This window comes from Gardnerella vaginalis, from assembly GCF_001546455.1.
Lineage (GTDB): Bacteria > Actinomycetota > Actinomycetes > Actinomycetales > Bifidobacteriaceae > Bifidobacterium > Bifidobacterium vaginale_B.
In genome coordinates this window covers 77,845-104,066 of sequence record NZ_KQ956819.1, presented here as the reverse complement: position 1 = coordinate 104,066, position 26,222 = coordinate 77,845, and the positions used below count along the sequence as shown (strand labels likewise).

Annotated in this window: 21 protein-coding genes; 14 read left to right on the top strand and 7 right to left on the bottom strand. The window is 42.7% G+C overall.

All coding sequences use genetic code 11. The features are described 5' to 3' along the window. Positions 1-121 precede the first annotated feature (121 nt). Genes HMPREF3216_RS03740 through pknB form a run of 7 tightly spaced genes read left to right on the top strand, consistent with a single transcriptional unit; the run spans position 122 to position 9,011 of the window. The gene (locus tag HMPREF3216_RS03740) at positions 122-814 is read left to right on the top strand and encodes an FhaA domain-containing protein (RefSeq protein WP_060786997.1); all 693 of its coding nucleotides are present in this window, start codon (positions 122-124) and stop codon (positions 812-814) included. Positions 815-847: 33 nt separating this feature from the next. After that, entirely contained in the window at positions 848-1,375 is a 528-nt protein-coding gene (locus tag HMPREF3216_RS03735; protein ID WP_060786996.1) for an FHA domain-containing protein FhaB/FipA, read from the top strand. A gap of 3 nt (positions 1,376-1,378) precedes the next feature. Next, positions 1,379-3,088, top strand: a complete 1,710-nt coding sequence (locus HMPREF3216_RS03730; protein WP_060786995.1) for a PP2C family protein-serine/threonine phosphatase — start codon at positions 1,379-1,381, stop codon at positions 3,086-3,088. Further along, positions 3,085-4,509, top strand: coding sequence for an FtsW/RodA/SpoVE family cell cycle protein (locus tag HMPREF3216_RS03725; protein ID WP_060786994.1), 1,425 nt, complete (start codon positions 3,085-3,087; stop codon positions 4,507-4,509). The genes HMPREF3216_RS03730 and HMPREF3216_RS03725 overlap by 4 nt, the downstream gene beginning before the upstream one ends. Beyond that, positions 4,502-5,968 (top strand): peptidoglycan D,D-transpeptidase FtsI family protein, encoded by a 1,467-nt coding sequence (locus HMPREF3216_RS03720; protein ID WP_060786993.1) that lies wholly within the window; start codon positions 4,502-4,504, stop codon positions 5,966-5,968. Before HMPREF3216_RS03725 ends, HMPREF3216_RS03720 begins: the two co-directional genes overlap by 8 nt. Next, a complete protein-coding gene (locus HMPREF3216_RS03715) occupies positions 5,965-6,930 on the top strand; it encodes a serine/threonine-protein kinase (protein ID WP_060786992.1) in 966 nt (321 codons plus the stop codon). The genes HMPREF3216_RS03720 and HMPREF3216_RS03715 overlap by 4 nt, the downstream gene beginning before the upstream one ends. Further along, on the top strand, positions 6,927-9,011 hold the full coding sequence (gene pknB, locus HMPREF3216_RS03710) for a Stk1 family PASTA domain-containing Ser/Thr kinase (protein WP_060786991.1): 2,085 nt from the start codon (positions 6,927-6,929) through the stop codon (positions 9,009-9,011). The genes HMPREF3216_RS03715 and pknB overlap by 4 nt, the downstream gene beginning before the upstream one ends. 160 nt (positions 9,012-9,171) lie before the next feature. On the opposite strand, the gene HMPREF3216_RS03705 is transcribed toward pknB, so the two are convergent. Beyond that, entirely contained in the window at positions 9,172-10,287 is a 1,116-nt protein-coding gene (locus HMPREF3216_RS03705) for a class E sortase (RefSeq protein ID WP_060786990.1), read from the bottom strand. Between the two features lie 9 nt (positions 10,288-10,296). After that, positions 10,297-11,088: a DUF881 domain-containing protein gene (locus tag HMPREF3216_RS03700; RefSeq protein ID WP_060787128.1), complete on the bottom strand. Its 792-nt coding sequence runs from the start codon at positions 11,086-11,088 to the stop codon at positions 10,297-10,299. Between the two features lie 76 nt (positions 11,089-11,164). Between HMPREF3216_RS03700 and crgA the strand changes: the two genes are divergently transcribed. Then, positions 11,165-11,566, top strand: a complete 402-nt coding sequence (gene crgA / locus HMPREF3216_RS03695) for a cell division protein CrgA (RefSeq protein WP_060786989.1) — start codon at positions 11,165-11,167, stop codon at positions 11,564-11,566. A 58-nt stretch (positions 11,567-11,624) separates the two neighbouring features. On the opposite strand, the gene HMPREF3216_RS03690 is transcribed toward crgA, so the two are convergent. Together HMPREF3216_RS03690 and HMPREF3216_RS03685 are read right to left on the bottom strand one after the other, a co-directional pair. Beyond that, positions 11,625-12,950, bottom strand: a complete 1,326-nt coding sequence (locus HMPREF3216_RS03690; RefSeq protein WP_060786988.1) for a THUMP-like domain-containing protein — start codon at positions 12,948-12,950, stop codon at positions 11,625-11,627. A 225-nt stretch (positions 12,951-13,175) separates the two neighbouring features. Then, positions 13,176-13,877 carry a rhomboid family intramembrane serine protease gene (locus HMPREF3216_RS03685; protein WP_060786987.1) on the bottom strand — a complete coding sequence of 234 codons (702 nt, stop codon included), beginning with the start codon at positions 13,875-13,877 and terminating at the stop codon, positions 13,176-13,178. A gap of 221 nt (positions 13,878-14,098) precedes the next feature. Between HMPREF3216_RS03685 and HMPREF3216_RS03680 the strand changes: the two genes are divergently transcribed. Then, positions 14,099-14,311 (top strand): hypothetical protein, encoded by a 213-nt coding sequence (locus HMPREF3216_RS03680; RefSeq protein ID WP_060786986.1) that lies wholly within the window; start codon positions 14,099-14,101, stop codon positions 14,309-14,311. 210 nt (positions 14,312-14,521) lie between these two features. Here HMPREF3216_RS03680 and HMPREF3216_RS03675 read toward each other — a convergent pair whose 3' ends face one another. Then, positions 14,522-17,005, bottom strand: coding sequence for a glycogen/starch/alpha-glucan phosphorylase (locus HMPREF3216_RS03675; RefSeq protein WP_060786985.1), 2,484 nt, complete (start codon positions 17,003-17,005; stop codon positions 14,522-14,524). A gap of 243 nt (positions 17,006-17,248) precedes the next feature. On the opposite strand from HMPREF3216_RS03675, the gene HMPREF3216_RS03670 reads away from it, so the two are divergent. Next, the gene (locus HMPREF3216_RS03670) at positions 17,249-17,698 is read left to right on the top strand and encodes a sterol carrier family protein (protein ID WP_060786984.1); all 450 of its coding nucleotides are present in this window, start codon (positions 17,249-17,251) and stop codon (positions 17,696-17,698) included. A 40-nt stretch (positions 17,699-17,738) separates the two neighbouring features. On the opposite strand, the gene HMPREF3216_RS03665 is transcribed toward HMPREF3216_RS03670, so the two are convergent. Beyond that, positions 17,739-18,167 (bottom strand): DUF3073 domain-containing protein, encoded by a 429-nt coding sequence (locus tag HMPREF3216_RS03665; protein ID WP_060786983.1) that lies wholly within the window; start codon positions 18,165-18,167, stop codon positions 17,739-17,741. Between the two features lie 155 nt (positions 18,168-18,322). Here HMPREF3216_RS03665 and trpS point away from each other — a divergent pair, with 155 nt between their 5' ends. Beyond that, entirely contained in the window at positions 18,323-19,414 is a 1,092-nt protein-coding gene (gene trpS / locus HMPREF3216_RS03660) for a tryptophan--tRNA ligase (RefSeq protein ID WP_060786982.1), read from the top strand. Positions 19,415-19,515: 101 nt separating this feature from the next. Here trpS and HMPREF3216_RS03655 read toward each other — a convergent pair whose 3' ends face one another. After that, a complete protein-coding gene (locus HMPREF3216_RS03655; protein ID WP_060786981.1) occupies positions 19,516-21,282 on the bottom strand; it encodes a threonine/serine exporter family protein in 1,767 nt (588 codons plus the stop codon). Positions 21,283-21,476: 194 nt separating this feature from the next. Here HMPREF3216_RS03655 and HMPREF3216_RS03650 point away from each other — a divergent pair, with 194 nt between their 5' ends. From HMPREF3216_RS03650 to HMPREF3216_RS03640, 3 genes are all read left to right on the top strand, one after another. Next, positions 21,477-24,233, top strand: coding sequence for a phosphoenolpyruvate carboxylase (locus tag HMPREF3216_RS03650; RefSeq protein ID WP_060786980.1), 2,757 nt, complete (start codon positions 21,477-21,479; stop codon positions 24,231-24,233). Between the two features lie 188 nt (positions 24,234-24,421). After that, on the top strand, positions 24,422-25,081 hold the full coding sequence (locus HMPREF3216_RS03645) for a carbonic anhydrase (RefSeq protein WP_060786979.1): 660 nt from the start codon (positions 24,422-24,424) through the stop codon (positions 25,079-25,081). Further along, positions 25,075-26,217 (top strand): permease, encoded by a 1,143-nt coding sequence (locus HMPREF3216_RS03640; protein WP_060786978.1) that lies wholly within the window; start codon positions 25,075-25,077, stop codon positions 26,215-26,217. Before HMPREF3216_RS03645 ends, HMPREF3216_RS03640 begins: the two co-directional genes overlap by 7 nt. Positions 26,218-26,222: the final 5 nt, after the last annotated feature.

The following is a 26,222-nucleotide window of genomic DNA, read 5'->3' as shown; positions in this document are numbered from 1 at the left end:
TTAGATAAACACGTATTTAGATAAACACGTATTTAGATAAACACGTATTTGGTATTTAGTTGTAAGTTGTACACCGTACGAGGTGACGAGTAGTATGAGGAAAAGATAGAAAGGGTTTACAATGAGCGTGCTTGACCGACTTGAGAAGAGCGTTGAAGGTGCAATGAACGGGGTCTTCGCAAAATTCGGATCTAAAGACTTGCAACCTGTTGATCTTTCCAGCGCATTAGAGCGAGAGATTGATAACCAATCTATGCCAATTGATCGAGATCGTACAGTTGCCCCAAACGAGTATCACTTTAAACTAAGTACTCCAGATTTTGATCAGCTTGGTAGTGAAGCGTTAGCTAATGAGCTTGCGGATAATCTTACACAATATGCAAAAAGTCAGCATTATGCGTTTGTTGGACCTGTTGCTGTTATTTTTGAAGAAGATACCGAACTTACAAAAGGTAACTTTAATTTGACTTCTGATTCTGTTCCAGGGAATGCTGTTCCTGTAACAACTCAAGAGCAGTCAGAAAATCATCCAATGCTTGAGATTAATGGAAATAGGTATTTGTTAACAAAGGATCGCACAATATTGGGCAGAGGTTCTGGCTGCGATATTGTTATTGATGATCCAGGTATTTCCCGTAGGCATCTTGGTATAGACGTTACGCCAGATGGTGTTATTGCTCGAGATTTAGGTTCTACTAACGGAACTTATGTTGAGGGTCATCAAACTCCAGCAGCAACGCTCTTAGATGGAAACACTATTACTATTGGACGCACCCGTATTCTTTACTGGGCTTCGGATCAAGATCAGGAGTAGTAGACGAATACGTAAAGAGATACGAGTACGCGCATGATATTAACCGAGTTAACTTTTACTATACTTAAGTACAGTTTTTTAGTACTTTTGTGGGTATTCGTATGGCTTGCTGTTAGTTCTCTACGCAAAGATATTGAGATTTTTAGTCCTAAAAAGTCCAGATCTTGGAAAAACAAATCTCATCGCAAAAGTAATGCCTCTAATAGTGAAGATTTAAAAAATAATAAGATTGTTTCTCCAAGCGTAGAGTCAAAGAATCAGTCTGAAACACCAACTTTGCTTGTTATTATTGACGGTCCTTTAGCTGGATCATCTTTCCCTTTGGATCCTTCTGGAGTTACTTTGGGAAGGTCTGCAAACAATACTGTTGTTTTAAACGATGAGTTTGTTTCTTCTCATCACGCTCGCGTGTATTTTAATCAGTCGGTAAAATCTTGGGTTCTTGAAGATTTAGGTTCTACTAACGGAACTATGATAGGTCATAGTCGTGTTAATGAGCCTGTTGTTTTGTCTCCGCGTACGTCTGTGCGAATTGGAGCAACAATGTTTGAATTGAGGTGAGTTATGAAGCAATTCGATTCAAACATTGAAGATGAAAGAAATAGTAAAAAAGAGCAAAATCAAGATAAATCTGTAGATAATGCTGTAGATAATGCTGTAGATAATGCTGCAAATAGTAAAGAAAATAGTTTAAATAAGGCTTCGTTTATAGATAAAGCATTATTTATGTACTCCACGGCTGTTAGCGACGTTGGTACAGTTAGGAGCAATAATCAGGATTCTGCCTTTGCAGGAGAACGATTAGCTGCTATTTGCGATGGAATGGGCGGCCACGCTGGTGGAGATACTGCATCCACGATTGCCATTAGGTCTTTAGCTCATATTGAGCAGGATTCAAGACCGAACGATGTAAAAGCTGTTTCTTCAATGTTAGAAACTTCAATTATGGCAGCTCACGATGCAATAGTTGGAAAAGCAAAAAGAGAACGCAGGCTTGCTGGCATGGGAACAACAGTAACAGCCGTCTCTCTTGTAAGCGGTTACTGGGTTCTTGCACATTTAGGTGATTCTAGAGCATACTTGTTGCGCGATAATCGTCTTATAAGAATGACTTGTGATCACAGTTACGTTCAGCATTTAATAGATACTGGTCATATCACTCCAGAAGAAGCAAGGAATCATCCGCAGCGTAATGTTGTTATGCGCGTTTTAGGTGATTTTGATATTGACCCAAGGCCAGATATTGCCATTAGGCAGGCTCACCCTTCGGATCGTTGGCTTCTTTGCTCAGATGGTGTTTGTGGAGTGTTAGAAGATTCCACAATTCAAGAAATAATGAGCACAATATCCAACCAAGAAGAGTGCGCTCAAAAACTTGTTTCAATGGCACTTAAAGCGGGAAGCACAGATAATGCTACTGCTGTTATAGCAGACGCCACATTAGCTTTGGATGCGGATGCTTTTGATTTACCACATCAAACGCCATTAATCGGCGGTGCCGCAAGCAAAGATTTAGAGTCTATAGCAGATATTGTTAATAAAGCTGTTTCTTCTACACCAGTTTTAAGAGAAGGCAAGGATTCGCCTGCGCAAAGGGCTGCTGCTCTTATGCAAACGGATTCAAAATCAACAGAAAAATCTGAGAAAATTGCAGAAACCACTCGATTAGTGCAGCCTTCTCATTTAAGAAATGAAGAGGAACTTAGATCTACCGACACAAATGAGATTCCGATTGTAAAAAAGAAGAACGGTAGAGTATCAACAGATCCTAGAGATCCAGACGTTCAGCGCGCTGTAAAAAGAGAGCAAGCCGAGGCTCATAAGGCAAATAGGATTAGAAAAAGGTGGATGAGAATAGGTGTTGCGTTTGCAATACTTGTGGTTTGCTCTATTGTTGCTTCTGGAGCGTATCTTGTTTACTCTTGGACTCAAAAGCAGTACTACATTGGTAAAGGAAATGATCGAGTAGTTATTTACCAAGGCGTTCCTACTAACATATTTGGTTTAGAGCTTTCTCACCAGATTGAAGAAACAGATATTAAAGTAAAAAATCTTGATAAGTCTTGGCAAGATCAGCTTGACGAAGGTATTAGTTTTAGCAGTCTTAAAGAAGCAAGAGGGCATGCAAGGCTGATTGGTAGAGAAGTTCGTGCTCGGGAGAGTGAAAAGCGCGGAAATAAGCAAAAAAGCGTTGTTTCTAATTCAGATAATAAGGATGGAAACAATAGTGGAGTTGTAGACTCTAGCAGTGATTCAGGAGGTAAAACCTCGTGAACATGTTTAGTATGCGAATTAAGCAAATCTCTTTGTTGCTGTTTTCTGTGATTATATCTTCAGTGGCATTTTTGCAAATGTTTCTAAGAGTTAATGGCTTTATTCCAGCAGACTATGTTGGTATGTTTGCTCTAACAACAGCATTGTACCTGGTTTTGTGGGGCGTTTTGATTGTAAAAAAGCCTTATTCTAGCCAGGTAATATTACCTTGCATTCTTCTTCTTACAGCTATTGGAACTGTTATGATTGCAAGAATAGACAAGCAGCACAACACTAATGTTGCTATGAAGCAACTTATTTGGGTTTGTGTTGCTCTTGTGCTATCCATAATTTTTGTAATGGTTCTGGAAGACTATAGGATTCTTAGAAGATTCTCGTACGTTAGCATGGTGATTGGTCTTGTTCTTCTTTTATCTCCAATGCTTCCAATAGTAGGCAAAGAGATTGGCGGAGCTAGAATTTGGATTGGGTTTGGAAATCACACTATTCAGCCTGGAGAATTTGCAAAACTATTCTTAGCCTTCTTCTTTGCAGCGTATTTGTTTGATCATAGAGACAGGCTTGCGGTTGGTGGAACTAAGATTTTGGGGATTCATCTTCCGCGGTTTAAAGACATGGCTCCTATTGCTATTGTTTGGGTTGCATCAATGTGTGTTCTTGTTGTACAACACGACTTAGGAACATCATTAATGTTCTTTGCAATGTTTGTTTCTATGCTCTACGTTTCAACTGGAAGAAAAGGTTGGCTTGCAATAGGCTTTATAGCATTTATGATTGGATGCCTGGTTGCGGTTAAGCTTTTTGCACACGTTCAGTACAGAGTTGACGCTTGGCTTAATCCGTACGACCCCGTTATTTACAACAGATTCCCAGGTGGTTCTGCTCAAATTGTTACTGGATTATTTGGCCTTGCAGCAGGAGGCATAACAGGAACTGGATTGGGGCAGGGGCATCCGTCTTTAACACCTCTTGCTAATTCTGATTTTATTTATGCATCCGTGGGAGAAGAACTAGGATTAACTGGATTATTTATAGTCTTAATGCTTTACATGATTATTATTGCGTCTGGCATGATTACGGCTATGAAGATTAAAGACGGTTTTGGAAAGCTTCTTGCATCTGGATTAGTTTTTACAATGGCATTCCAAGTGTTTACTGTTGTTGGTGGTATTACTCTTGTTATTCCTCTTACTGGCTTAACAATGCCATATATGGCTGCTGGAGGGTCGTCTTTGGTTGCAAACTATTTGCTTGCAGCTATTTTGATTGTTATTTCTAATGCGGCCAATAAGCCTGAGGCTGTTGTAACATCCGATACTTTCCAATACGAAGCCTTAGCTGCTCTTAGAGAAAGGGAGCTTAAGGAAAGGGAAAATAACTCCTCTAATCTTAAAGAAGATGGGGGTGAATTTAATGAATAAATGCTTAAAACAGCTTTTTACTGCTGTAGTCGTACTGTTTGTGATTTTGTGTATTTCTAGTACCTACATAACTTCTATAAAAGCAAACGAATTAAATTCTGATCCTAGAAACAGGCGCGCGCTATATCATGAATTTGGATCTCCAAGAGGGGCGATTCTTGCTTCTGATGGAACTGTTTTAGCAAAGTCGGATCCTTCTAAAGATGCGTTTGTATACCAAAGATCATATTCTAATGGCGCTGTTTATGCTCCAATAACGGGGTATTATTCAATAAGTCAGAGAGCAGATAGAGGCATAGAGGCTTCTAGAAATCAGCTTTTAAGCGGTGAATCTGATGCGTTATTCCTTCAAAAGTTTAAGTCGCTATTTACGGGTGTAGAAAATAGGGGCGCTTCTATAGAAACATCTATTAACACTAAGCTTCAAACTCTTGCATACAATCTTTTAAAAGACAAGAATGGCGCTTTAGTTGCAATAGAGCCAAAAACGGGAAGAATACTTGCAATGGTTAGCACTCCTAGCTATGATCCTTCTTCTCTTGCATCTCACAATGCTGCGAACGCCAACAGGGCTTATAAAGATCTTGTGTCTAACATATATAATCCAATGCTAAATCGTTCAATATCTGAACTTTATGCTCCTGGATCTACCTTTAAGACTGTTGTTGCGGCAACCGCTTTAGAAACTGGAAAATATGATTTAAACACTTCGATTCCAGCTGGATCGGTTTACACTCTTCCGGGAACTCAAACGCATCTTACAAACGTTGTTCCAAGCGCAAGTGGAACAAATGGGCAAATATCGTTTGAAGACGCATTGGCGTATTCTTCAAATACGGCGTTTGCTCAACTAGGAGTGTCTTTAGGATCCGATGCAATTGTAAAGCAGGCTAAAAAGTTTGGATTGTTTAGCTCGTTTACTTTAGATGGTTCTGATTCAACTGGCTTCCCAATGAGAGTTGTTGCGTCTTTGCTTAATCAAAAGCCTACGCAAGATAAGCTTGCTCTTCAGTCGATTGGTCAGGGAGATGCCAGGGTTACACCTCTTCAAAACGCTATGATTGCGGCTGCTATTGCAAATAATGGCACTCTTATGAAGCCAACTCTTGTTGACTGTGTAAGATCTAGCGATTTGTCTGTTATATCTCAAACAACCCCTACTGTTATGAGTCAAGCTTTAAGTGCGCAAAGTGCTGCAAAACTTAATGCTATGATGCAAAGTGTGGTTGTAAAAAGTAACCCAAATCTTTCTTTGCCAAATGTTCATGTTGCTGCAAAATCAGGAACAGCACAAATTGGGTTTAGAAATCAGGCTATTAATGGTTGGGTTATTGGATTTGCACCAGCAGAAGACCCTAAAATAGCTGTAGCAGTTGTTATTCACAATGCCAGTACGTACGGAACACTTACGGCAGGACCTATTATGCGACAGGTGATGAAGGAGGCGCTTAAGCAATGAAACTTGTTGAAGGACAGTTAGTTCATCATCGATACAGGCTAGATAGAAGGCTTGCACAAGGCGGTATGGGAGAAGTCTGGAAGGGCTTCGATATACAGCTGGGCAGAATAGTGGCCATTAAAGCGCTTAGAACAGACACTAATAATGTTGAAGCTAAATTGCGCAGACTTAGAGCAGAAGCACATAATTCGGCTAATCTTGCTCACCCAAACATTGCAGCGCTATTTGACTACTACGAGCATGATGGCATTGGTTTTTTGATTATGGAATATGTTCCTAGCAAGTCTTTGGCAGATTTGTATCATAAAGAAAAAACTGTAGAGCCAACGCGCTTGCTGCCTATTCTTATTCAAACCGCTAGAGGTCTTTTTGTTGCTCATTCGCATGGAGTAATTCATAGGGACGTTAAGCCAGCAAATATTATGGTTTCCGAAACGGGAAACGTAAAGATTACAGATTTTGGCGTTTCGTACTCTAACGACCAAGAGCAGATTACTCAAGATGGAATGGTTGTTGGAACGGCTCAATACATTTCCCCAGAGCAGGCTCAAGGAGAGCAGGCAACAGCACAGTCCGATATTTATTCTCTTGGCGTTGTTGCGTACGAAGGGCTTTGTGGCCATAGGCCATTTACTGGTGCCACGCCTGTAGATATTGCGGCAGCACACGTTAATGACCCTGTTCCGCCTCTTCCAGATAGCGTTGATGTTCAGCTAAGACAGTTTGTAATGTCAATGCTTTCTAAGAATCCAAAAGACAGACCTAAAGATGCTCTTGTTGTTTCGAAAGTGCTTGCAAAAATCGAAAGAAGACTTTTGGATCAGCAAACAGCATTCAACAATAAAAATCCAATAGATTCTTCCAGCGCAAATCGCATTAGACGCAGCGTTAGAAGTGTTCCAAAAACTCAAGTGAATATTATTAACATTTTGAATAATAACGACCGCAAGGAGCAGCAATGAGTAACACAATGCCTACCTCATTAGCGAATGGACGGTACCAATTAGGTGAATTGATTGGCCGCGGTGGAATGGCCGAAGTGCGAGTCGCAGAAGATAAGCGCTTGGGTCGTACCGTTGCTGTTAAAATCATGCGTTCTGATTTGGCAAATGACGAGATCTTTTTGTCTCGCTTCCGCCGAGAAGCACATTCAATCGCGCAGATGAACAATCCAAACATAGTAAATATCTATGATTCTGGAGAAGAATCTGTTGTAGACGACAATGGCGTAGAAGAGCATTTGCCGTATCTTGTTATGGAATATGTTAAAGGCAAAACGCTTCGCGACATTCTTAAGATGAACGGTGCTTTAAGCCAGCGTGATTCTGAGCAGGTTATGCTTGGCGTTTTAAATGCATTGGAATATTCGCATAGAATGGGCGTAATTCACCGAGACATTAAGCCTGGAAACATTATGATTTCCGAGCAGGGCATTGTTAAGGTTATGGATTTTGGAATTGCCAGGGCGCTAGACGATTCTGCAACAACAATGACGCAATCGCAGGGTGTTGTTGGAACCGCGCAATACTTGTCTCCAGAGCAGGCTCGCGGCGAGCAGGTTGACATGCGATCCGACTTGTATTCTGCAGGATGTGTTTTATACGAGATGCTAACTGGAAGGCCGCCTTTTACTGGCGATTCCGCTGTTGCAATCGCATATCAGCACGTTTCGGAAGTGGCCACGCCTTTAAGCACGCTTGTTCCAGGCTTGCCTGCAATGTGGGATAAGATTTGCGCTAAAGCAATGGCAAAAGATAGGCAGAATAGGTACGCAACGGCTGCAGAGTTTAAAAACGACATATTGGCGTTTATGAACGGTGGTGTTCCTGTTGCAGCAGCCTTTAATCCTTTAACCGATTTGGCTAATATGCGTGCAAGAAAGCAGGCGGAGCAGAACGCTGCAACGCAGGCTATGGGTGCTGCAGATACCGCCTCTACGCAGAGCTTTGGTGCCATTACAGGGCAGTTTGATGCGTACCAAAATTCGGGTTACAACACTAGAGCAGCTCAGCGTGCTGCAAACCAGGCAAAAAGAAGCAAGCGTATTGTTATTGCTTCTGTTATATCTGCGATTGTTTGCGCGATTGTTGTTGGCGGAATCTTGTTTATGTTAAATCGCAGTAAGATTGCTGGAGATATTGTTGTTCCAACGTTTACAGAAACAACTACTCAAGATGCTGCTAAAGAAAAGCTTCGTGCTCTTGGTCTTATTCCAGATATTTTGGAAGACGATAAGTCTACTAAGCCAGAAGGTACTTTTACCAGGCAGTCTCCTAAAGGTGGAGATAAAGTTGCATCTGGTTCTAGAGTTAGTGTTTGGTTCTCTGTTGGTCCTCAGTCAACTAAGGTTCCAGATGTTACTGGAAAATCGCAAGAAGCTGCTAGAAAGGCTCTTGAAAGGGCAGGATTTAAGATTTCTAACGTTAGAGTGGAAGACAGTACAGACGTTAAAAAGAATCATGTTACACGAACGGACCCAGTTGCAGATTCGTTTGCAGATAAAGGTTCAATGGTTACTTTGTACATTTCTTCTGGTTTAACAAAGATTCCTGATGGAATGGTTGGCCAATCTAAAGATGTTGTTACTAGCGAATTGCAAAATCTTGGTTTTACCGTTAACACTGTAGAAGAAGAATCTGAAACAGCTGCGGAAGGAACTGTTACTAAGATGAATCCGTCTGCTGGGGCTGCTGTAAAGCCGCATAGCGCTATAACGCTCTATGTTTCTAAAGGCAAGCCTAAGGTAGAGGTTCCACATGTTGCTCTTGGCGTAACAACGTTAAAGCAGGCCAAGCAAATATTGGAAGCAAAGGGCTTTAAGGTTGTTGCCGACGCTTCTGCTAAAGACGATGATCTTGTTGAAAGCATGTCGGAAAAAGAAGGATCTAAGATAGACAAAGGCTCTACAATAACGCTTACTGTAAGGACTTTGCAATCTTCCTTAGATAGCAATTTAAGATATGGAAGAAGAACAGATCCTGGAAGAACTTCTAGCTCCGACTCTTCGTCTACTTCTACAACAACAAGCGATAGTGGATTCTAACGATAGTGGATTCAAGCGATAGTGGATTCTAAGTAGTCTAAACTATTTAAGCACTATCTAAGCTATCTAAATAACTAAAATGCCGCCTAGTTTTGCACGTTGTTTTAACGGCATCTAGGCGGCGTTTTGTATTCAAGTCAGCAAATCAGCAAATTGTTTGCTAGTAAACCGTTGCTGTATACGCAGACATCTCTCTTAAGAATGGAATCGTTGCAGAAGCAAACGGATATACCCATTGCATAAGAATTGAAATTACAATTACGTATATGAGCGCAGAAAGAACTATTCGTACTGGCAGAATTCCAGGCTGTAGCCTCATAAGTCCACCGAAAATACTGAACTCTGGCTTTGGCTTTAATCCAGCGCGGATTTGACGCCTTAAAGGCCATTGCCAAGCAATACCAGCAGCGGCGAAGATAATTATGTACGAAACTAGAGCAATAAGCATGATTGGCACAAGAGAATCAAGGCGAGAAGCCAAAGATTGCTGCTCGTTGTTTACAAACTTAACTTGGCCATTTGCATCTACAGTAGAAAGTTCTTTAGGAATACCGTCAGAAACTTTAGCCCAATACTCTAGCTCGCCAAAGCTAACAAAACGGAACTTAGGCGTAGAATACTTTGGTTCGCAAGTAACAAGCGTAATCATGCGCTTTTTAGGATTTTTGCTGTGGTTTAATGGGTCTTTGTCAAGAACTTCACTCTGTTCTGGCTTAACAATCTTGTGAGTAACGTACTTGTAAACAAACCAGTAATCTTTTGTGCGAACAATAATAGGATCACCTTTTTGGAATCGGTCAACATCTGCTAAAGGCTGACCGTAGCCGTTGCGGTGTCCACTAATACCAAAGTTTCCAACTTCTCCTGGCATTTCTGTTTTAGGGAAGCGTGCAAGGCCTCGTCTATTTAATATTTCTAGGCTAACACCTTCAACAAGATTGCGTTCCCATTGATCTCCAAACCTAGGAATATAGACTCTAGCAACAAGATCTCCGTACTTTACTTTTTGTAATTTAGGAGGATCGTCTACCTGCGGAAGAGCAATCTTTGTTTTCTTTCCAGCAGCAGGATTCTTCCAGGAGACGGCTTCGCGAGTTTCAAACTGTACGTGTTCAGATTGCGCACCAGTCCACCACATTTGCCAGACAATGTACAATGCACAAACAATTGCGAAAGCTATAAGAATTTCTCCAATAACACCAGCTATTGTCCAAATTAAGCTGGTTCCCGAGCTTTTGGTTTCGTTACGTTCGTGCATGTAGTTAGAACGCTTCATTTTACTCCTTTATTGCCTGGTGGAATGGTGTTGAGGAATATTGCCAATAAAATCGGCATCTTTTGGAACAGAGGCAAATCTTAGAGGTTGCAGTAATGCAGACGATTCTAAGAACTTTAAGTTTCCCCGCTTTTCCACTTTCCATCCCAGCCCAAAAGTGCTGACATAGTCTTTATATGTTTGAATTGCTGGAGAATCATCCAGCGCTTCTAGCATGTTTTCAACTGAGCCAATAGCAGATATTCTATACGGTGGCGAGTACTGATGGCCCTGCAGCATAAGCACGTTTCCAATGCAAACAACAGCGGAATTAAACAACACTCGTTGACCCTGAATCGTCATTGCCTCTGCTCCGCCCCTCCAGAGGGCATTTACAACAGCTTCTATGTCTTGTTGGTGAATTACATAGTCATTTATATTTGAGGAGCTTCCAGACCCGTTTACGGCCGTTTTCCAAAGTGGTGAATCGTTTAGCGTAACCGTAATACCTGGACCCTGTATTGCTGGGAGCATTGTGCTTGTTCCAGTATCGTCTGAAGATTCAGAACCATTTGACGTGCTTGTTAATGTTTTGTTTAAAAGATTAACCTTAGAATCTAGCTCTTTAACATCTTCTCGTAAATCTTTTGCTCTTTGAGAATTTCTTTCCACCATCTGGCCAGTATCGGAAGTAACAAATGCCGTACGATTTATGCGCAGATTAGTGATGAATAAGTACCCTGTAAAACAAATTGCTAATGCTACGGCAACGCTACCTAATAGCGATTTTTTAGCGCCGTGCTTACCTGTTTGTTTTGCCATAATGCTCATTCTTCTTCTTGCGTTCGAGTGTAACTATTATTATAGCGTGTAGCCGATTGATTGGAGTGTTACTGTTATGGCTGACGAAGAATTGAATAAATTGAACACCACTTCATCTGCCGATGTGGATGAGGCTCAAAACTCTTCTAAAGAAGACGTGTATGGCGTTCCTATGGAGCAGGTTGAAGCTGTTTTGAACGCAACTGCAGATAAAGAGTCTTTATCTCCGCAAATACAGCGCATGATGAAGCGTCAAGAAGAAAATACTCGCAGGGTTGAAGAGGCCATTAAGGGCACTAAAGCTAATGCTGGATGGTTTGTTCCACTCTTCTGCACGCTTATGATCGTTGGATTGTTCTGGGCTGTTGTTTATTACTTGAATCCTTCGCTCCCAATTCCTGGAATTGGAGCATTTAATCTTTTAATCGCAGCATGCTTGGTTATGGCTGGATTCTTAATGACAATGTGCTGGAGATAGTTGTTATACAACTTAGTTAATTCCTGATGGCTGCATGTAAAGCGTGCAGCCATTTTTGTTATTTTGATTGCGTGCTGCTTGCGCGAATAATTACGTGGTTATTTTTAGAATCAGTAGTTGCAATAATCCTAGTTTTTCCGCCGTCTTTTAGCTTAAGTCTTTTCTTTAGATCATTTACGCTTAGTGGAAAATTATATGTTGCAATATTTGCGTAAGTCACATTTAAAAGTGCTTTGCTAATTTCTTTTTTGTTTAAACTAAAAATATTATCTATTTTCCAAATGTTTCCCGGGAAGTTAGATTCATATTCGCAAGATATAAAAACGTGGCTGTTGCTTGCGATTTGCAAAACGTTGTATTTGGAGCTTAAAAGCCTAAAACAGCCCGACTTCATAATTGAAGCGTTTGGCTCATAAACATATTTAGCCCAATTAGACCAATTATTTATACTTAAGACGTTTGAGCTTTGTTGGTTTTTTGTATCTGGTTCTTGCGATTCGTGTAGTTCTTGCGATTCTTCTTCTACTTTATTTAAGTCTGGATTGTATTTTGCGTTAAAAACGGTTACTGAATCGTTATTTACGCAGTAAACATCAACGTTTGAATGCATGTTTGAGTCCAACACTAAAAGCAGCTCTTTGCACTCGTTATTGTGCGAAACAATGTGTATCTGGCTAACGCTTCCGCTAAAGTCGCAAACAGCTTTTTTCCAATCAAGCATAGGCGATAGTTTTATAAGCAAAAATTGCGCAACGCGTAGTATATGCGATTTTAGTTCAAGAACATTAGGCGTGCAGTCTTCGATTGCGTACGTTCTAGCTCCGCTCTTATCTCGTCTTGCGGGGTCAATGTAAATAAGCGTTGCTTGGTCTATTTTTTCTAGAGCTTCTACGCTTGTTGAATTTATGCATTGAACATTATTTAGGCCCATAGCAATCATGTTGTGTTGGCTTATGGCCGATAATTCTTCTTGTTTTTCTACGCAAATGGCCTTGTTGAATTCTTGGCTCATAATTGCGCAGTCCACTCCAAATCCACCTGTTAAATCGATTAGAGTTGTTTTGCATTTATCAATATTGTTGTTTTTTATAAGACGATTTGCAAGGCGTGCTTTATACTGTGCGGTTGCTTGCGATGAGCACTGTTCCATAGAAATATGAGCTGGATATATTACGCGCTCGTTTTTATACCATATTGGCAACTTTGTTTTTGCAATCTGCTTGCCGCTTATTTGATTAACAGCAAAAGCAACATTAACGTTTGGGTTATTAGACGCTTTTAGAGCAGCATCTTTTGGGTTAGTGTTTTGATTTTGATTAATAAAATCAATCGTCTGCTGGTTTTGCTTTTGTAATTGGCTTGGACAAGTGTTGTTAGATTGCATAATTCTATTTTTGATTAAGGTTTAGAGAAAGTCACAATTTTCCAAAAATGTGGATAACTGTTATGCACTTATCAACAGGGCTAAAAAAGTAGAGTTATCAACGATTGTGCATAACAATGTGGATAACTTATTGAGATATACCCACGTTATACCCAGGTTATCCACTTTTATGTCCACAATTGTGGAGAACTACACGCGTGTAATTTAGATGCATATCAATTAGTTTTAAATCAAGCAAAATGCGCATATTGCCAAAAGAGCTATAAGAGTTAGCAAAGAATAAACAGCAAAACGCTCATTAAAAGATGCTTTTTTAAGAAGCGGATTATTAACGCCAAGCAAAGTAGACAGCACTATTCCAGTAACAAGGCCGCCAATATGCGCTTGCCAGGCAATATTTGGAACCAATAAAGGCATAGCAATAGTTAAACCAATCCAAATTAAAGTTCCATTAACGCTTTCGCCAAGTCGCCATTGTGCAACCAAAAGAGCGCCAATAAGTCCCATAATGGCTCCAGATGCTCCATAGGCGGCGAGTATCCAGTTTTCTGTAAGTTTGCAGTAAAGCAAAGTGGCAACGCATCCACCGAGTCCGCTAATAGCGTATAAGAAGAAGAATTTCCATCTTCCAAAGAATCTTTCAAGTTCTATTCCAAGCGAATATAGGCATAACATATTAAAAAGTATGTGCGTAAATCCTGGAGAATGCACAAACATAGATGTAAACCAAGTCCAACTTGCTTTTGTGATTAAAAATGGCGCAAAAGCTGTGTTTTCAATAAACAATTGATACGCGTTTGGCAAAAAAGTGTGAAGAATAATCTCAATAATCCATACAAACACGCAAATGTAGATAATTGAATACGTTGCGCTTTTGCAATTAGTCTTAAAGCGTTTAACAATATTATTTACATCAAAATTGTTCATAAAATAACATTATCTAATCGCATACACAAATAATCACAGTCTAATAATCACAATCTAAAATAAGGTAAAAAATTTTATACGACTTAATAGTAAAAATGTAGTAAAAAAATAGCAAAAAGATGCAAGTATTAAAAAAAATCACTATTATAGTGAATACACGAGTAAACTCGGTATAAAACGTTGACTTGGACGAGCAGGTCAGCTTAACGAAAGGAGCCATCATGGAGAACAGGTCCTCTGGCGGTTGGAAGTTCTTTGCACTGCTCTTTGGAGCACTGCTCGCAGGTATTGCAGCATTGTATGTGTACAAGCAGCATAATCCTGATTATGATCCATGGGAGCAGCCATGGGAGAACAGCTCTTCGCCAATTAATTTGGGTGTAGAAAAGGAAAATAAAGAAGAAGCTGAAGAAGCTAAACCAGTTGAAGCTTAGATAAAATAAACTTTTCTGCATTAAAACTTAAACATTATTAGGCAGCGTTTTGTGATTTTTGCAAGACGCTGCTTTTTATAATGCAAAACAAAATCATAGATAGATAAGTATATAAACATGTAGATAAACATGTAGATAAACAAAAGGCGATAATCAGCAAATGCCAATTATCGCCTTTTATTAAATCAAGCGTTAAACGCTTTTAAATACTCACTCGGCAGTTGGAAGAGCACCAGTGTGCCAAATGCGATCGAGGTAATCTTCGATAGAGCGATCAGAAGAGAAGTAACCAGAGTTGGCTACGTTCAAAACCGCCATGCGAGCCCACTTCATTGGGTCGCGGTAAGTTTCCTCAATCTGAGCCTGAATGTCCATGTAAGAGCTGAAGTCAGCCATTGCCATGAAGTAATCGTGGGTAAGCCAATCGTTAACGAGTGGCTCGTACACGCTCTTGTCGCCGTTAGAGAAGGTGCCATCGGCAACCATGTCTACAGCGGTCTTCAAACGAGGATCAGACTCGTAGTACTTGCGGGAGCCGCCGTGATCGTAGCCTTCAGCGTAGAGCTTCTCAACCTCATCAACGGTCATGCCGAATAGGAAGAAGTTCTCAGCGCCAACGCGCTCGCGAATCTCAACGTTTGCGCCGTCGAGAGTACCAACGGTCAAAGCGCCGTTCAAAGCGAACTTCATGTTGCCAGTACCAGAGGCTTCCTTACCAGCCTGAGAAATCTGCTCGTCCAAATCGGTGGCAGGAATCAAGTTCATAGCAAGTTCAATGTTGTAGTTTGCTGGGAAGAACACAGCGAGCTTGCCCTTGCATGCTGGGTCGTTATTCACCACGCGAGCAACATTGTTGATGAGCTGAATGGTGAGCTTTGCCATTGCGTAACCTGGAGCGGACTTAGCGCCAAAGAACACGGTACGTGGGAGCATCTTGTCGACGTTGATTGTGCCGTTCTTAATTCCAGCGTACATGGAGATAACCTGGAGGATCTTCATGGACTGGCGCTTGTACTCGTGCAAACGCTTAACAATGGTGTTAAACATAGTGTCTGGGTTGATTTCAAAGCCATACTTGTGCTTTGCAAAATCAACGAAGGCAAGCTTGTTCTGCTTCTTAACTTCGGCGAACTTCTTAACGAATGCCTTGTCGTCAGCCAATGGCTTCAAACCTTCGAGAAGCTCCAAATCACCCTGCCATGCGTCGGTGCCCAAGCCCTCAGTAATAAGAGCAGACATACGTGGGTTGCTCAAACGCACAAAGCGACGAGGAGTTACGCCGTTAGTAACGTTCTTGAACTTATCTGGGTAAACGCTGGAGAAGTCCTTTAAGGTAACATCCTTCAACAACTCAGAGTGAAGCTCGGCAACGCCGTTAACGTAAGAACCGCCGTAGGTAGCCAAGTAGGCCATACGAACTACAGCACCTTCGCCATTTTCGTCGGCGTCGGTAGCAATGCGCATGCGCTCAACCTGATCTTCGGAAACACCCTTGCTGCGAAGCTCGTTGCGGAACTGCTCGCTAATGCCCTGAATAATCTCAAGGTGGCGTGGCAAAAGTTCGCCAATAAGCTTGGCTGGCCAAACTTCCAAAGCCTCTGGAAGAAGCGTGTGGCAAGTGTAGTTAAAGGTCTTAGTTGTAATACCCCAAGCGGTGTTCCAATCGTAGCCGTACTCGTCCATAAGAACGCGCATAAGCTCTGGGATACCAATAACTGGGTGAGTATCGTTAAGCTGGAAGTTAATCTTGCTTGGGAAGGTTGTAAGGTCTGGCTTATCTTGACCTGGGTAGAACACGCGAATAGCGTCGTGAATAGAAGCAGCAACAAAGAAGTACTGCTGCTCAAGACGCAAAGCCTTGCCCTGTGGAGTGGAATCTTCTGGATAAAGAATCTTGGAGATATTTTCTGCTTCAACCTGTGGCTTAACAGCGTCCAAGTACTCGGACTTGTTAAAGGTGAGTAAATCGAATTCGTCGTAAGACTTAGCAGTCCACAAGCGAAGAGTGTTTACGCGACCAGAATTGTAGCCTGGGACCATGTAGTCAACTGGTACTGCACGAACAGCCCAATCTGGCTTCCATACGCGCTTGCCGTTTTCTTCAACAACCTTGCCGCCAAAGTTAACGCGCTGATCGCGACCATAGTCGATATGTCCCCATGGCTCTTCGTTGCTAAGCCAGTAATCAGGAGTTTCTACCTGCTTACCCTGCTCATCAAAGCGCTGCTTAAAAATACCATAACGATATTGGATGCCGTAGCCAAATGCTGGCACGCCAATAGAGGCGAGCGAGTCGATAAAGCAGGCTGCGAGACGACCCAAACCGCCGTTACCTAAACCTGGCTCATACTCAGCGTCGATAACATCTTTTGGCTCAAAACCAAGATTTGTAACAGCCTTGTTGAACTGATCGGTAAGACCAGCGTTAAGCAAAGCGTTTTCAAGCTGCTTGCCCATTAAGAACTCTGCGCTCAAATAGCCAACAGCCTTGGTTTTTCCGTTAATCATGTCATGCTGGGTCTGCATCCAAGAATCCATCAAATGGCGACGGACCGCGGTAGCAGCGGCAACATACACATCAGCCGTAGTGGCCTGTTCTGGGGTGACACCCTGGGTGTACTTCAGATGTTCTTGAAGTTCTTTGGCAAATGCCGCCGCAGTAGTCTTGGCTTTCGGCGCGACGTGTTTAGTCATATTTGACTCCTTGTGCCGTGAATAATATATTTACCTAAAATGTGCGAATAGCAACCCTTGATTATGTTGGTTGTAGCCGCGCCAAATTGCACTTAACAAGACGGTACGCGGCAATGCACACGTTTTCATTGTTGATGATAGCACAACCCCAAACCCTTATTAAGAATTATTCACAATATAACTTTTGTAAAACACTGTTAAAATCGCAGATAATAGTTAGATAATTCATGAGATAATTTAAGTATGTCTGTTATACGAGAAGCTGATATAAGTGGTGCTAAAAAATCGTTTGAAACGTGGGCAAATAGTGCAAAAGCTTATATAAAATCTGTAAAAGATAAAAAAGATTTATGCTGCGTAAATTCCAATGAGATTGGCGTTAGTTTAAACGATGAAGCAATGGCTGTTAGATATTCGCTTTATGTATTAGAGCAGATAGCGCCTGGTTGCGCTGTGGAAGTGAGAGTGGCTCCTTGGGGAGCTGTGAAAATTTTGGAAGGTCCGCATTCGGATCCGCATAATTTAACGCCACCAGACGTTATAGAACTTGACCCAGATGTTTGGCTGCGACTTTCTTGCGCAATAACAAAATGGGATTACGAGCAGCAAATTGGAAATATAAGCGCAGTTGGAGAGCGAGATAATTTAAGCAATCTGCTGCCCGAACTTACAAAAGTTCTTTTAGATAATTAAGTTAGATAATCAAGTTAAATAACAAGCTAAATAATCAAAACTACTTATCTTTATGCATAAAATTAGGCATAGGCATAGGAATGTGATGATGAATAGCGCCAGAATTACTAGACGATTTGTCTTTAGTGGCGGCCTGAGCGGCAGACTGAGCAGCCCACTCGGCGTAGTCGTCTAAATCGTCATCTCCACTCGAAACGGAATCATGCAAGCTGCCGGCATCATCATTACCAGCATTAGTGTTGATGTCTTTAGAATCATCTTCTACAGATAAACTTTCAGAATTATCTTGGTTATCTAGATAATCCTCGGTGTTATTGTAGTTATCAGATTCAAACGGATCGAAGGATCCTTGACCAGGCTCGTGAGTGTTAAGCTCTTTAGCAAGCTCGTCGTAATCCGTATCGGTCGTCAGGTATTTGAGCTTACGGGCAATTTTCTGTTGCTTTGCCTTCTGTCGTCCGCGGCCCATCTGACCCCCTCTAATTTACCAAAACAATCAATTCATCACACAAGAGCGTACCACTTTGCCGCAACAGAGTATATTGTCTGAGTGAACTTTTACCATAAAAGCCATATTTTAGGCGTAAAAATCGCAAGGAAAATTGCGTGTGTAAGGAGTTTAAAATGGAGCAAGAAGCACAGGTTACAGCTGCTGGAAATGAGATAAGCGCAAGCTTTATGGCAGCTCAAAAGCGTTCAGACGCAACGCTTGAGAAGCTAAAGGCAAATCCTAGCTCCTTTACAATGCTTACGGGAGATAGGCCAACAGGAAGGCTCCACCTGGGTCATTACTTTGGTTCGATTCGTGAGCGTGTCGCAATGCAAAATCTTGGCGTAAACACAAATGTGATTATTGCAGACTACCAGGTGATTACAGATAGAGACACTGTTGAACACGTAAAAGATAACGTGCTAAATCTTGTTCTTGATTACATGGCTGCTGGAATTGATCCTAAAAAAACAATGATTTTTACGCACTCCGCTGTGCCTGCAGAAAATCAGCTTATGCTGCCATTTTTGTCTTTAGTTACAGAAGCGGAATTGCATAGAAATCCTACTGTTAAAGCCGAAATGGAAGCTTCGGGTCACGCTTTAACAGGACTTTTGCTTACGTACCCAGTGCATCAGGCTTGCGATATTTTGTTCTGCAAAGCAAATGTTGTGCCAATTGGCAAAGATAATTTGCCACATATTGAGATTACGCGCACGATTGCTCGCAGGTTTAACGAGCGATACGCAAAGAAGAATCCTGTTTTCCCAGAGCCAGCTGCGATTCTTTCGGATACGCCAGAGATTCCAGGATTAGACGGGCGCAAGATGAGCAAGTCTTACGGAAACTCGATTATGCTGGGCGCAACCGCAGAAGAAACAGCAAAGTTGATTAAAAAAAGCCCAACCGATTCCGAGCGAACAATTACTTTTGACCCAGTGGCACGTCCGCAGGTTTCTGCACTTTTGACTACTGCGGGCTTGGTTACAGGCAGGGATCCAAAGGATATTGCTCAAGAAATCGGCGATGCGGGTGCAGGCGCGCTAAAGGCGTACGTTATTGAATCTGTAAATAACTTCCTTGCTCCACACCGCCAGCGTAGAGAAGAATTGGCCAAAGATATGGATTCAATCCGCGATATTTTGCACGACGGAAATGCGCGAGCTGCCGAGATTGCGCAGGAGACGCTTGAGCAAGTGCGCGAAGCGATGAATATGAAGTACTGATTAATTCTTGATTGATTGCATATTTTGATTGCATACAAATAAAACGCCCAGTAGTTGCTGGGCGTTTTAATTATTCTCTATATGACTAAATATCGTATAGCCTAAATATCGTATCGCCAGCTTTTATCTGTTATAACGCGTGCAACCGCAAGGCCTAATGGCAAGCAAATAATCACCATAAATGCGCGGAATGTCCAGTCTAAAGCGGGAAGCGTATTAAACTGACCAAGATAAAACATTGCGCGATACATGTAAAGTCCAGGAACCATAATCACAATAGATGGAACCGTAAGGCCAATGCGCGGGTAGCCCAAGTATTGCGGCGCCCAGCCTCTATGCACAATTGAGCGCCAAGCAGAAGCCAAAAGACCAGCAAGCAAAGCGCCAGTAAATGCTGCGATTTCTGCAGCAACACCAAAATCGGCCATTGTTAAGCGCAGAGTATCGGTAATTGCTCCGATTATTCCAGCAACAAAACACATTCGTTGAGGCGAATTAAACAGAACGGAGAATCCCCACACGCCTGCAAATGCTGTGATCATTCTAAGAACAGTATTAAGCCAAGGATTTAAGCCCAAAGGAGTAAAGCCTTGAGGATCTAGCTGAACAAGGCTTGCAACCATCCAGCCAGCAAGAGTGCCCATTAGAATAATCGCCATTGTGTAGCAAAGCCGCTGAATTCCAGAAGGAAAATCAATCTTAGCAATATCTAAGCCGCCTGTAATAAGCGGGAAGCCTGGAATCACAAACAAAACAGAACCAATATAAGCTGTATTGTGATACAAAGCAGAAGGGTCAAAGCAGCCAACAATGCGCAAAGAAGCGATGCAGCTTAAAGCGCCAACAGCAACGGCAATAAACGTTACAACAAATTGATTTAGATGATGCATAAACATGCGTCTTCTAACGTAGTGGCCGATTCCCGCGCCAATAAAAGCGCCAAGCATGTCGTAAGCGCCGCCGCCGAGCAAAAATGCGAAGGATGCGCATGCTACAGCAGAGGCAAGGCCGGCGAACCACGGCTTATAAAGAGGTTTGCGGTTTTTGATTAGGTCTAGACGGTCGTGAACTTGGCGAACGGTAAGCGGCGCGGAAGAATCGCCAGCAGGATTTTCGTTAAATGAAGCGGCTGAATTGTTTTTAAGCCCAGAATCTAAATTATTTTGGCTATTTTTGACATTTTGAACGTGAGAAAAATGTTCAACATATGTTTTTTCTGGCTGAAGTGCAAAAATTCCACGAGGTTTTTCTTTGCGAATCGCCTCTTGAATGGCCATTTTTTCTTCGATTTTTGCAGCGTGCTCCTCCGACTGCTTAGCAGCTTGAACAATAGCATTCTCGTTGCTGCCAGCTTGAAGAGTATCTACTAGCTCCTTAGAAACAGTGGCTTTTGAATGGTATAAGGAATCGTTTCCAAGCTTAACGTTAAACCAATCTGCAAAATGCTCAAGAAGCCAGATTCGCTCTGTGTTTACGCCAGTAGTAGGCAAATCAACAACTTCTGTAATGCGCTCGTGCCTATCTGTGCAAGTTGCTTCAATGTCGGTTAAATTAACGTCTGCACGAACGTTTACGCCCATAGGCTCGCCAACGCGGTGCATTAGCTCGCGAACGCGATAGCTTCCAGTTCCAGCGCCTAAGCCCAAAGCTCCAACGCGAATAATAATGCTGGATTTTGCGGCAATGCCAGCCTGTGTAACTGGTTTATCCCAATCGCGCTCAACGTCTTCCATGTCTAGCGGAATCGCGTGCGTTTGAAAGCGTCCAGAAGGCTTTCCAACAATATGGCCAGTCCGAAGTATTTTTGGCTCATTACTATTGCTGCTATTACTACTGCCACTATCCGCGTTATTATCTTCTATGCTCACAATTTTTTAGTATACGCAGCACATTGTCTATAAAAAATTTATATAAAAAATCAGTCCTAAGGTCGGTTCACAATTATGTTGGAATCTCGCTGGAAACAAAGGCTGTGGGCTTGCAACTTTTGACCTAAATAACCGCGGAGGAGCCGCGGAAGTCAAACGACCAAGCAACCTTATGACTAGCACAAGGAGGTCTGATGACAACTCAAAATCAACAGGTAACTCCAGCAGACGCAACGATTGTAACGTCTGGTTTAGGGCGAAAAGGCCCAGAGGAGCGCGAACTGCCAGCATCGCTTAAGCAAGACATGGATTTATGTTTGCACATTCTGCGCGATGTTTTGGGCGAATTTGATGAAAAATTATTAACCGTATTTGACGAAGTGCGCTTAAATGCTGTAAATGCAAGCGCTGCCCACTTTGCGCAAATGCTGGATGCTCAAGAAGAGGAAGACAACGGCCTAAGCAAGGCTGTAGAAAAAATCAATGGCATGGATTTGCCAGATATGCAGCTTTTAGCTCGTGCCTTTGCTACATACTTCCATCTTGCAAACCTTTGCGAAGAAAACTACAGGGTTTCTGTGCTGCATCAGCGTGAATGCGATGTTGAGGACTCCAACCCAGTGGACCCTGTAAACGAGTTAACTTGCGCATATCATAAGTTGCTTACAGAAATGAGCCCTGCGCAGGCTAAGGAATTGCTTGCAAAGCTTGAGTTCCACCCAGTTTTTACTGCGCATCCAACCGAAGCTAGGCGCAAGGCTGTAGCTGGTAAAATCCGCAGAATATCGCAGCTTTTAAGCAAGCACAATACTTTAGGTGGATCGGATAAGCGCGAAAATTATCGTATGTTATACAACGAGATTGACGCATTGCTGCGTACGTCTCCAATCGCACTTAAAAAGCCAACTCCTGTTGAAGAAGCAGACACGATTCTAGACATTTTTGACGCCACTTTATTCAACACAATTCCGCTGGTTTACCGCCGATTTGACGATTGGCTGCTAGGCAAGAAGGCAGGCTTGGTGCCGCCTCGTTGCCCAGCATTCTTCCACCCAGGAAGCTGGATTGGTTCCGATAGAGACGGAAATCCAAACGTTACAGCAAAGGTGAGTAGGCAGGTTGCTCGAAAGTTTAGCGACCACGTTCTTGCTGCTCTAGAAGCGCGCACGCGTGAAGTTGGAAAATGCTTAACAATGGAAACGCGGACAACTCCTCCAAGCGTTGAGCTTTTGGAGCTTTGGAATCGCCAGCGAGAAATGAGCGAGCAGCTAACCGAAAACGCTTCCGACGTTTCAAACAGCGAGCCGCATAGAGCCGTTATGCTTGTTATGGCAGATCGTTTGCACAGAACGATTAGCCGAGATACAGACTTGATGTATCATTCTTGCGAAGATTTTATTGAAGACTTGCACATTGTGCAGAGGTCGCTTGCGGCTGCTGGCGATTCGCGCGCAGCTTATGGTCCGCTTCAAGATCTTATTTGGCAGGCGCAAACATTTGGCTTCCACATGGTGGAAATGGAGTTCCGCCAGCATTCGCTCGTGCATTCGCGCGCTTTGGAAGATATTCGCGAACACGGTTTGCATGGGGAGCGTGGCCCGCTGCAGCCAATGACCCGCGAGGTTCTAGACACATTCCGCGCGCTTGGAGCTATTCAAAAGCGCAACGGTATGCGCGCAGCTCGCCGCTACATTATCTCGTTTGCAAAGTCTGCTCAGCATGTTCGCGATGTGTTTGAGCTTAATCGCCTTGCGTTTGCTCACCCACAGGATGCGCCAACAATCGACGTAATCCCGCTTTTTGAGCAGTTGGAAGATTTGCAAAACTCGGTAAATGTTCTGGAAGAAATCATTAAGATTCCAGAAGTTCAGGCGCGACTAAAGGCCACTGGTCGCAAAATGGAAGTTATGCTTGGCTACTCCGATTCTTCCAAAGACGCTGGCCCTACATCTGCAACACTTGCTTTGCACTCCGCTCAAGAGCGCATTGCTCAGTGGGCTAAAAAGCACGATATTGACTTAACGCTGTTCCATGGCCGTGGTGGTGCTGTTGGACGAGGCGGAGGCCCTGCAAACCGTGCTGTTTTGGCTCAGCCAGTTGGGTCGGTAAATTGCCGATTTAAGCTTACTGAGCAGGGCGAGGTGATTTTTGCTCGCTACGGAAACCCAATTTTGGCTATTCGTCACCTGGAATCCGTGGCTGCTGCAACTTTGCTTCAGTCGGCTCCAAGCGTTGAAAAAACAAACACAGAGATGACGCACAAGTATGCGGATATGGCTCAAAAGCTTGATGTTGCAGCGCATAATCGATTCATTGATTTGCTGCAAACCAACGACTTTACCCCGTGGTTCTCAACCGTTACGCCGCTTAGTGAGATTGGCTTGCTTCCTATTGGTTCACGCCCTGCAAAGCGAGGCCTTGGCGCAAAGTCTTTGGATGATTTGCGTACAATCCCGTGGGTGTTCTCTTGGGCACAGGCTCGAATCAATTTGGCAGCGTGGTACGGCTTGGGTACGGCCTGCGAAGAGTTTGGCGACTTGCAAACTTTGCGCAAAGCGTACGAAGAATGGCCACTTTTCAGCACTTTTATTGACAACATTGAGATGTCTTTGGCAAAAACAGATGAGCGCATTGCTCGCATGTATCTAAGCCTTGGAGATCGCGAAGATTTGAGCAATAAAGTGCTTTCCGAGATGCAGCTTACTCGCAAGTGGGTTTTGCAAATTGTTGGCGACAAGTGGCCTCTGCAGCACCGACATGTGCTTGGCCAGGCAATTCGCGTGCGTTCGCCATATGTGGATGCGCTTTCTGTGATTCAGTCGCTTGCGCTCCACAAGCTGCGCAACAAGGTAGATAAAGAAGAGCTTAGCGAAAGTCAGCAAGCAGAGTTTATTTACTTGATTCTTTGCACAGTTTCTGGTGTTGCTGCAGGCTTGCAAAACACTGGATGATTTTAATAAATTACTGAATCAAGAAGGCTCTCGTATTTGCGAATTGCAATACGGGAGCTTTTTTGATAATAGGCTTATATTCTTAAACAAAATTCTTATTTACTACGAAAGATACAATATATTCTGAGTCAAAAATTTTACACTTTAAGCAACTGAAAATATTGCCAATGCCAGTGTAGGAGGTAATAATGCAAGAAGAAGTCAGCGAAGATTTTGCTAATGAAGATTCAGTTTTAGCTACATCGGTATTAAACGCAATGCTTGCAGGGAATCGCAAATTTGCAGACGGCAATTCAGCGTTTGCAGGCGTAAATTCAGAATCGCGCATGAAACTTATTGACGGTCAGCATCCTGGAGCTGTTGTGCTTTCGTGCGCAGATTCGCGAGTTGCTCCAGAATTCATATTCGACGCCGGTTTGGGCGATATTTTTTCTGTTCGCACAGCTGGAGAAGTGTTGGATGATGCCGTAATTGCTTCTCTGGAATACGCTGTAAGTGATTTGGGAGTAAAAGTGCTGGTTGTGCTTGGGCATGAGCATTGCGGCGCCGTACAGGCTGTTTTGCCGAACGTGCAAAAGCTGGTTGCTGAATACGGCGAAGATAAAACAAGCGAAATAATTGAGTCGAGCGAGTCAATATTGCTGCGTTCTTTAGGGCCTGCTGCGCTCGCAGGTGTTGAGGAAAATTTAGATACAGATGATATTGAACGTATTCATGTGTCTAATATTTTGGCTGAAATTTGCGAAAAATCACAAATAATTCGCGAAGCTGTTTTCAAAGACGCTTTGATGCTTGTTGGAGCAAGGTATCGAATGAGTGACGGCTTGGTGGAAGTGTTGTCATGCTAAAAACAGAAACCGAAGCAAAAACAACGAGCCAAGTAGAAAAAGCAAGTAAAGCAAGTAAAGCAAAACAAGCAAATTCTGCAAACTATCTTTTTTTGATTGCAGGAGTGCCTTTTGCAGCTCTTATTATTGCCATGGCCCCTGCGTTGCAAGCGCGCAATCCATGGCTGCCTGTAAATACCATTATTAGGGGCGTTTGCGGCTTACTTTTGCAAGCTGTTCCTTTTACGCTAATTGGCGTTCTTGTTTCTGCTGCTGTAGAAACGTGGGTTACGGAAGATTTTATTGAAAAACATGCGCCAAAATCCACTGCTAACGGCTTTTTGGCTGCGATTCTTGCAGGTGTGTGCGTTCCTGTTTGCGATTGCGTTGTTGTTCCAACTTTTTCTCGTCTTGTTGCTAGAAAGCTGCCTTTGCCTTGTGCTGTAACGTTTTTGTGCGCTGTGCCTGTAGTAAATCCTGTTTCTATTTGGGCAACTTGGTATGCTTTTGCAGACGTTCCAGCAGTTGCCGTAACTCGAGTGGCTTTGGGTGTTGGAGTGGCTCTTTTAGTTGGCGTTAGCTTTGTGATTTTTCCTGTAAAGTCGCAGGTTTTAAGGCAGAATGTATTGGAAAAAGTTCGCGCGGATTGTGTGGATTGTGCAGCTTATGGCGGTTGTAATAAGTTACAAAGTGGCAATTCTTCGTATAAAAATTCTTCCAGCTTTAAGTCTGATATTAAAAATAGTTTGAAAACTTACGCACATCACATTTACTCAGATTTTATGCGACTAATGCCAATAATTTTGTTTGGAACAATAGTAGCTTCGATTATTCGAGTTTGGCTTGGTGCAGATCCTGCGTCAAAAGTTAACATAACAACTGTTTTTGTTGCGATTCCAGCAATGATGCTAATAGCGTACGCAAGTTCACTTTGCTCCAGTTCCGACGCTGTAATCGCTCGCTCTTTGGCTTCTTCTCTTCCAATGAGTTCGGTAATTGTTTTTCTACTTTTTGGGCCAATGCTAGACATAAAAAACACGCTTATGCTTGTTGAAGATTGCAAAACTAAGTTTGTTTTGCGCTTAATTGCAACGATTGTTGTGTTTTGTTTGCTTGCGGCGCTTGTTGTTCATTTTGCGTGGGGAGTAATGCTGTGAGTAAT

Excerpts from the sequence above, each read along its gene's own strand:
- HMPREF3216_RS03740 (WP_060786997.1), top strand. The coding sequence starts at position 122 with ATGAGCGTGCTTGACCGACTTGAGAAGAGCGTTGAAGGTGCAATGAAC.
- HMPREF3216_RS03735 (WP_060786996.1), top strand. The coding sequence starts at position 848 with ATGATATTAACCGAGTTAACTTTTACTATACTTAAGTACAGTTTTTTA.
- HMPREF3216_RS03730 (WP_060786995.1), top strand. The coding sequence starts at position 1,379 with ATGAAGCAATTCGATTCAAACATTGAAGATGAAAGAAATAGTAAAAAA.
- HMPREF3216_RS03720 (WP_060786993.1), top strand. The coding sequence starts at position 4,502 with ATGAATAAATGCTTAAAACAGCTTTTTACTGCTGTAGTCGTACTGTTT.
- HMPREF3216_RS03715 (WP_060786992.1), top strand. The coding sequence starts at position 5,965 with ATGAAACTTGTTGAAGGACAGTTAGTTCATCATCGATACAGGCTAGAT.
- pknB (WP_060786991.1), top strand. The coding sequence starts at position 6,927 with ATGAGTAACACAATGCCTACCTCATTAGCGAATGGACGGTACCAATTA.
- HMPREF3216_RS03705 (WP_060786990.1), bottom strand. The coding sequence starts at position 10,287 with ATGAAGCGTTCTAACTACATGCACGAACGTAACGAAACCAAAAGCTCG.
- HMPREF3216_RS03700 (WP_060787128.1), bottom strand. The coding sequence starts at position 11,088 with ATGGCAAAACAAACAGGTAAGCACGGCGCTAAAAAATCGCTATTAGGT.
- crgA (WP_060786989.1), top strand. The coding sequence starts at position 11,165 with ATGGCTGACGAAGAATTGAATAAATTGAACACCACTTCATCTGCCGAT.
- HMPREF3216_RS03690 (WP_060786988.1), bottom strand. The coding sequence starts at position 12,950 with ATGCAATCTAACAACACTTGTCCAAGCCAATTACAAAAGCAAAACCAG.
- HMPREF3216_RS03685 (WP_060786987.1), bottom strand. The coding sequence starts at position 13,877 with ATGAACAATTTTGATGTAAATAATATTGTTAAACGCTTTAAGACTAAT.
- HMPREF3216_RS03680 (WP_060786986.1), top strand. The coding sequence starts at position 14,099 with ATGGAGAACAGGTCCTCTGGCGGTTGGAAGTTCTTTGCACTGCTCTTT.
- HMPREF3216_RS03675 (WP_060786985.1), bottom strand. The coding sequence starts at position 17,005 with ATGACTAAACACGTCGCGCCGAAAGCCAAGACTACTGCGGCGGCATTT.
- HMPREF3216_RS03670 (WP_060786984.1), top strand. The coding sequence starts at position 17,249 with ATGTCTGTTATACGAGAAGCTGATATAAGTGGTGCTAAAAAATCGTTT.
- HMPREF3216_RS03665 (WP_060786983.1), bottom strand. The coding sequence starts at position 18,167 with ATGGGCCGCGGACGACAGAAGGCAAAGCAACAGAAAATTGCCCGTAAG.
- trpS (WP_060786982.1), top strand. The coding sequence starts at position 18,323 with ATGGAGCAAGAAGCACAGGTTACAGCTGCTGGAAATGAGATAAGCGCA.
- HMPREF3216_RS03650 (WP_060786980.1), top strand. The coding sequence starts at position 21,477 with ATGACAACTCAAAATCAACAGGTAACTCCAGCAGACGCAACGATTGTA.
- HMPREF3216_RS03645 (WP_060786979.1), top strand. The coding sequence starts at position 24,422 with ATGCAAGAAGAAGTCAGCGAAGATTTTGCTAATGAAGATTCAGTTTTA.
- HMPREF3216_RS03640 (WP_060786978.1), top strand. The coding sequence starts at position 25,075 with ATGCTAAAAACAGAAACCGAAGCAAAAACAACGAGCCAAGTAGAAAAA.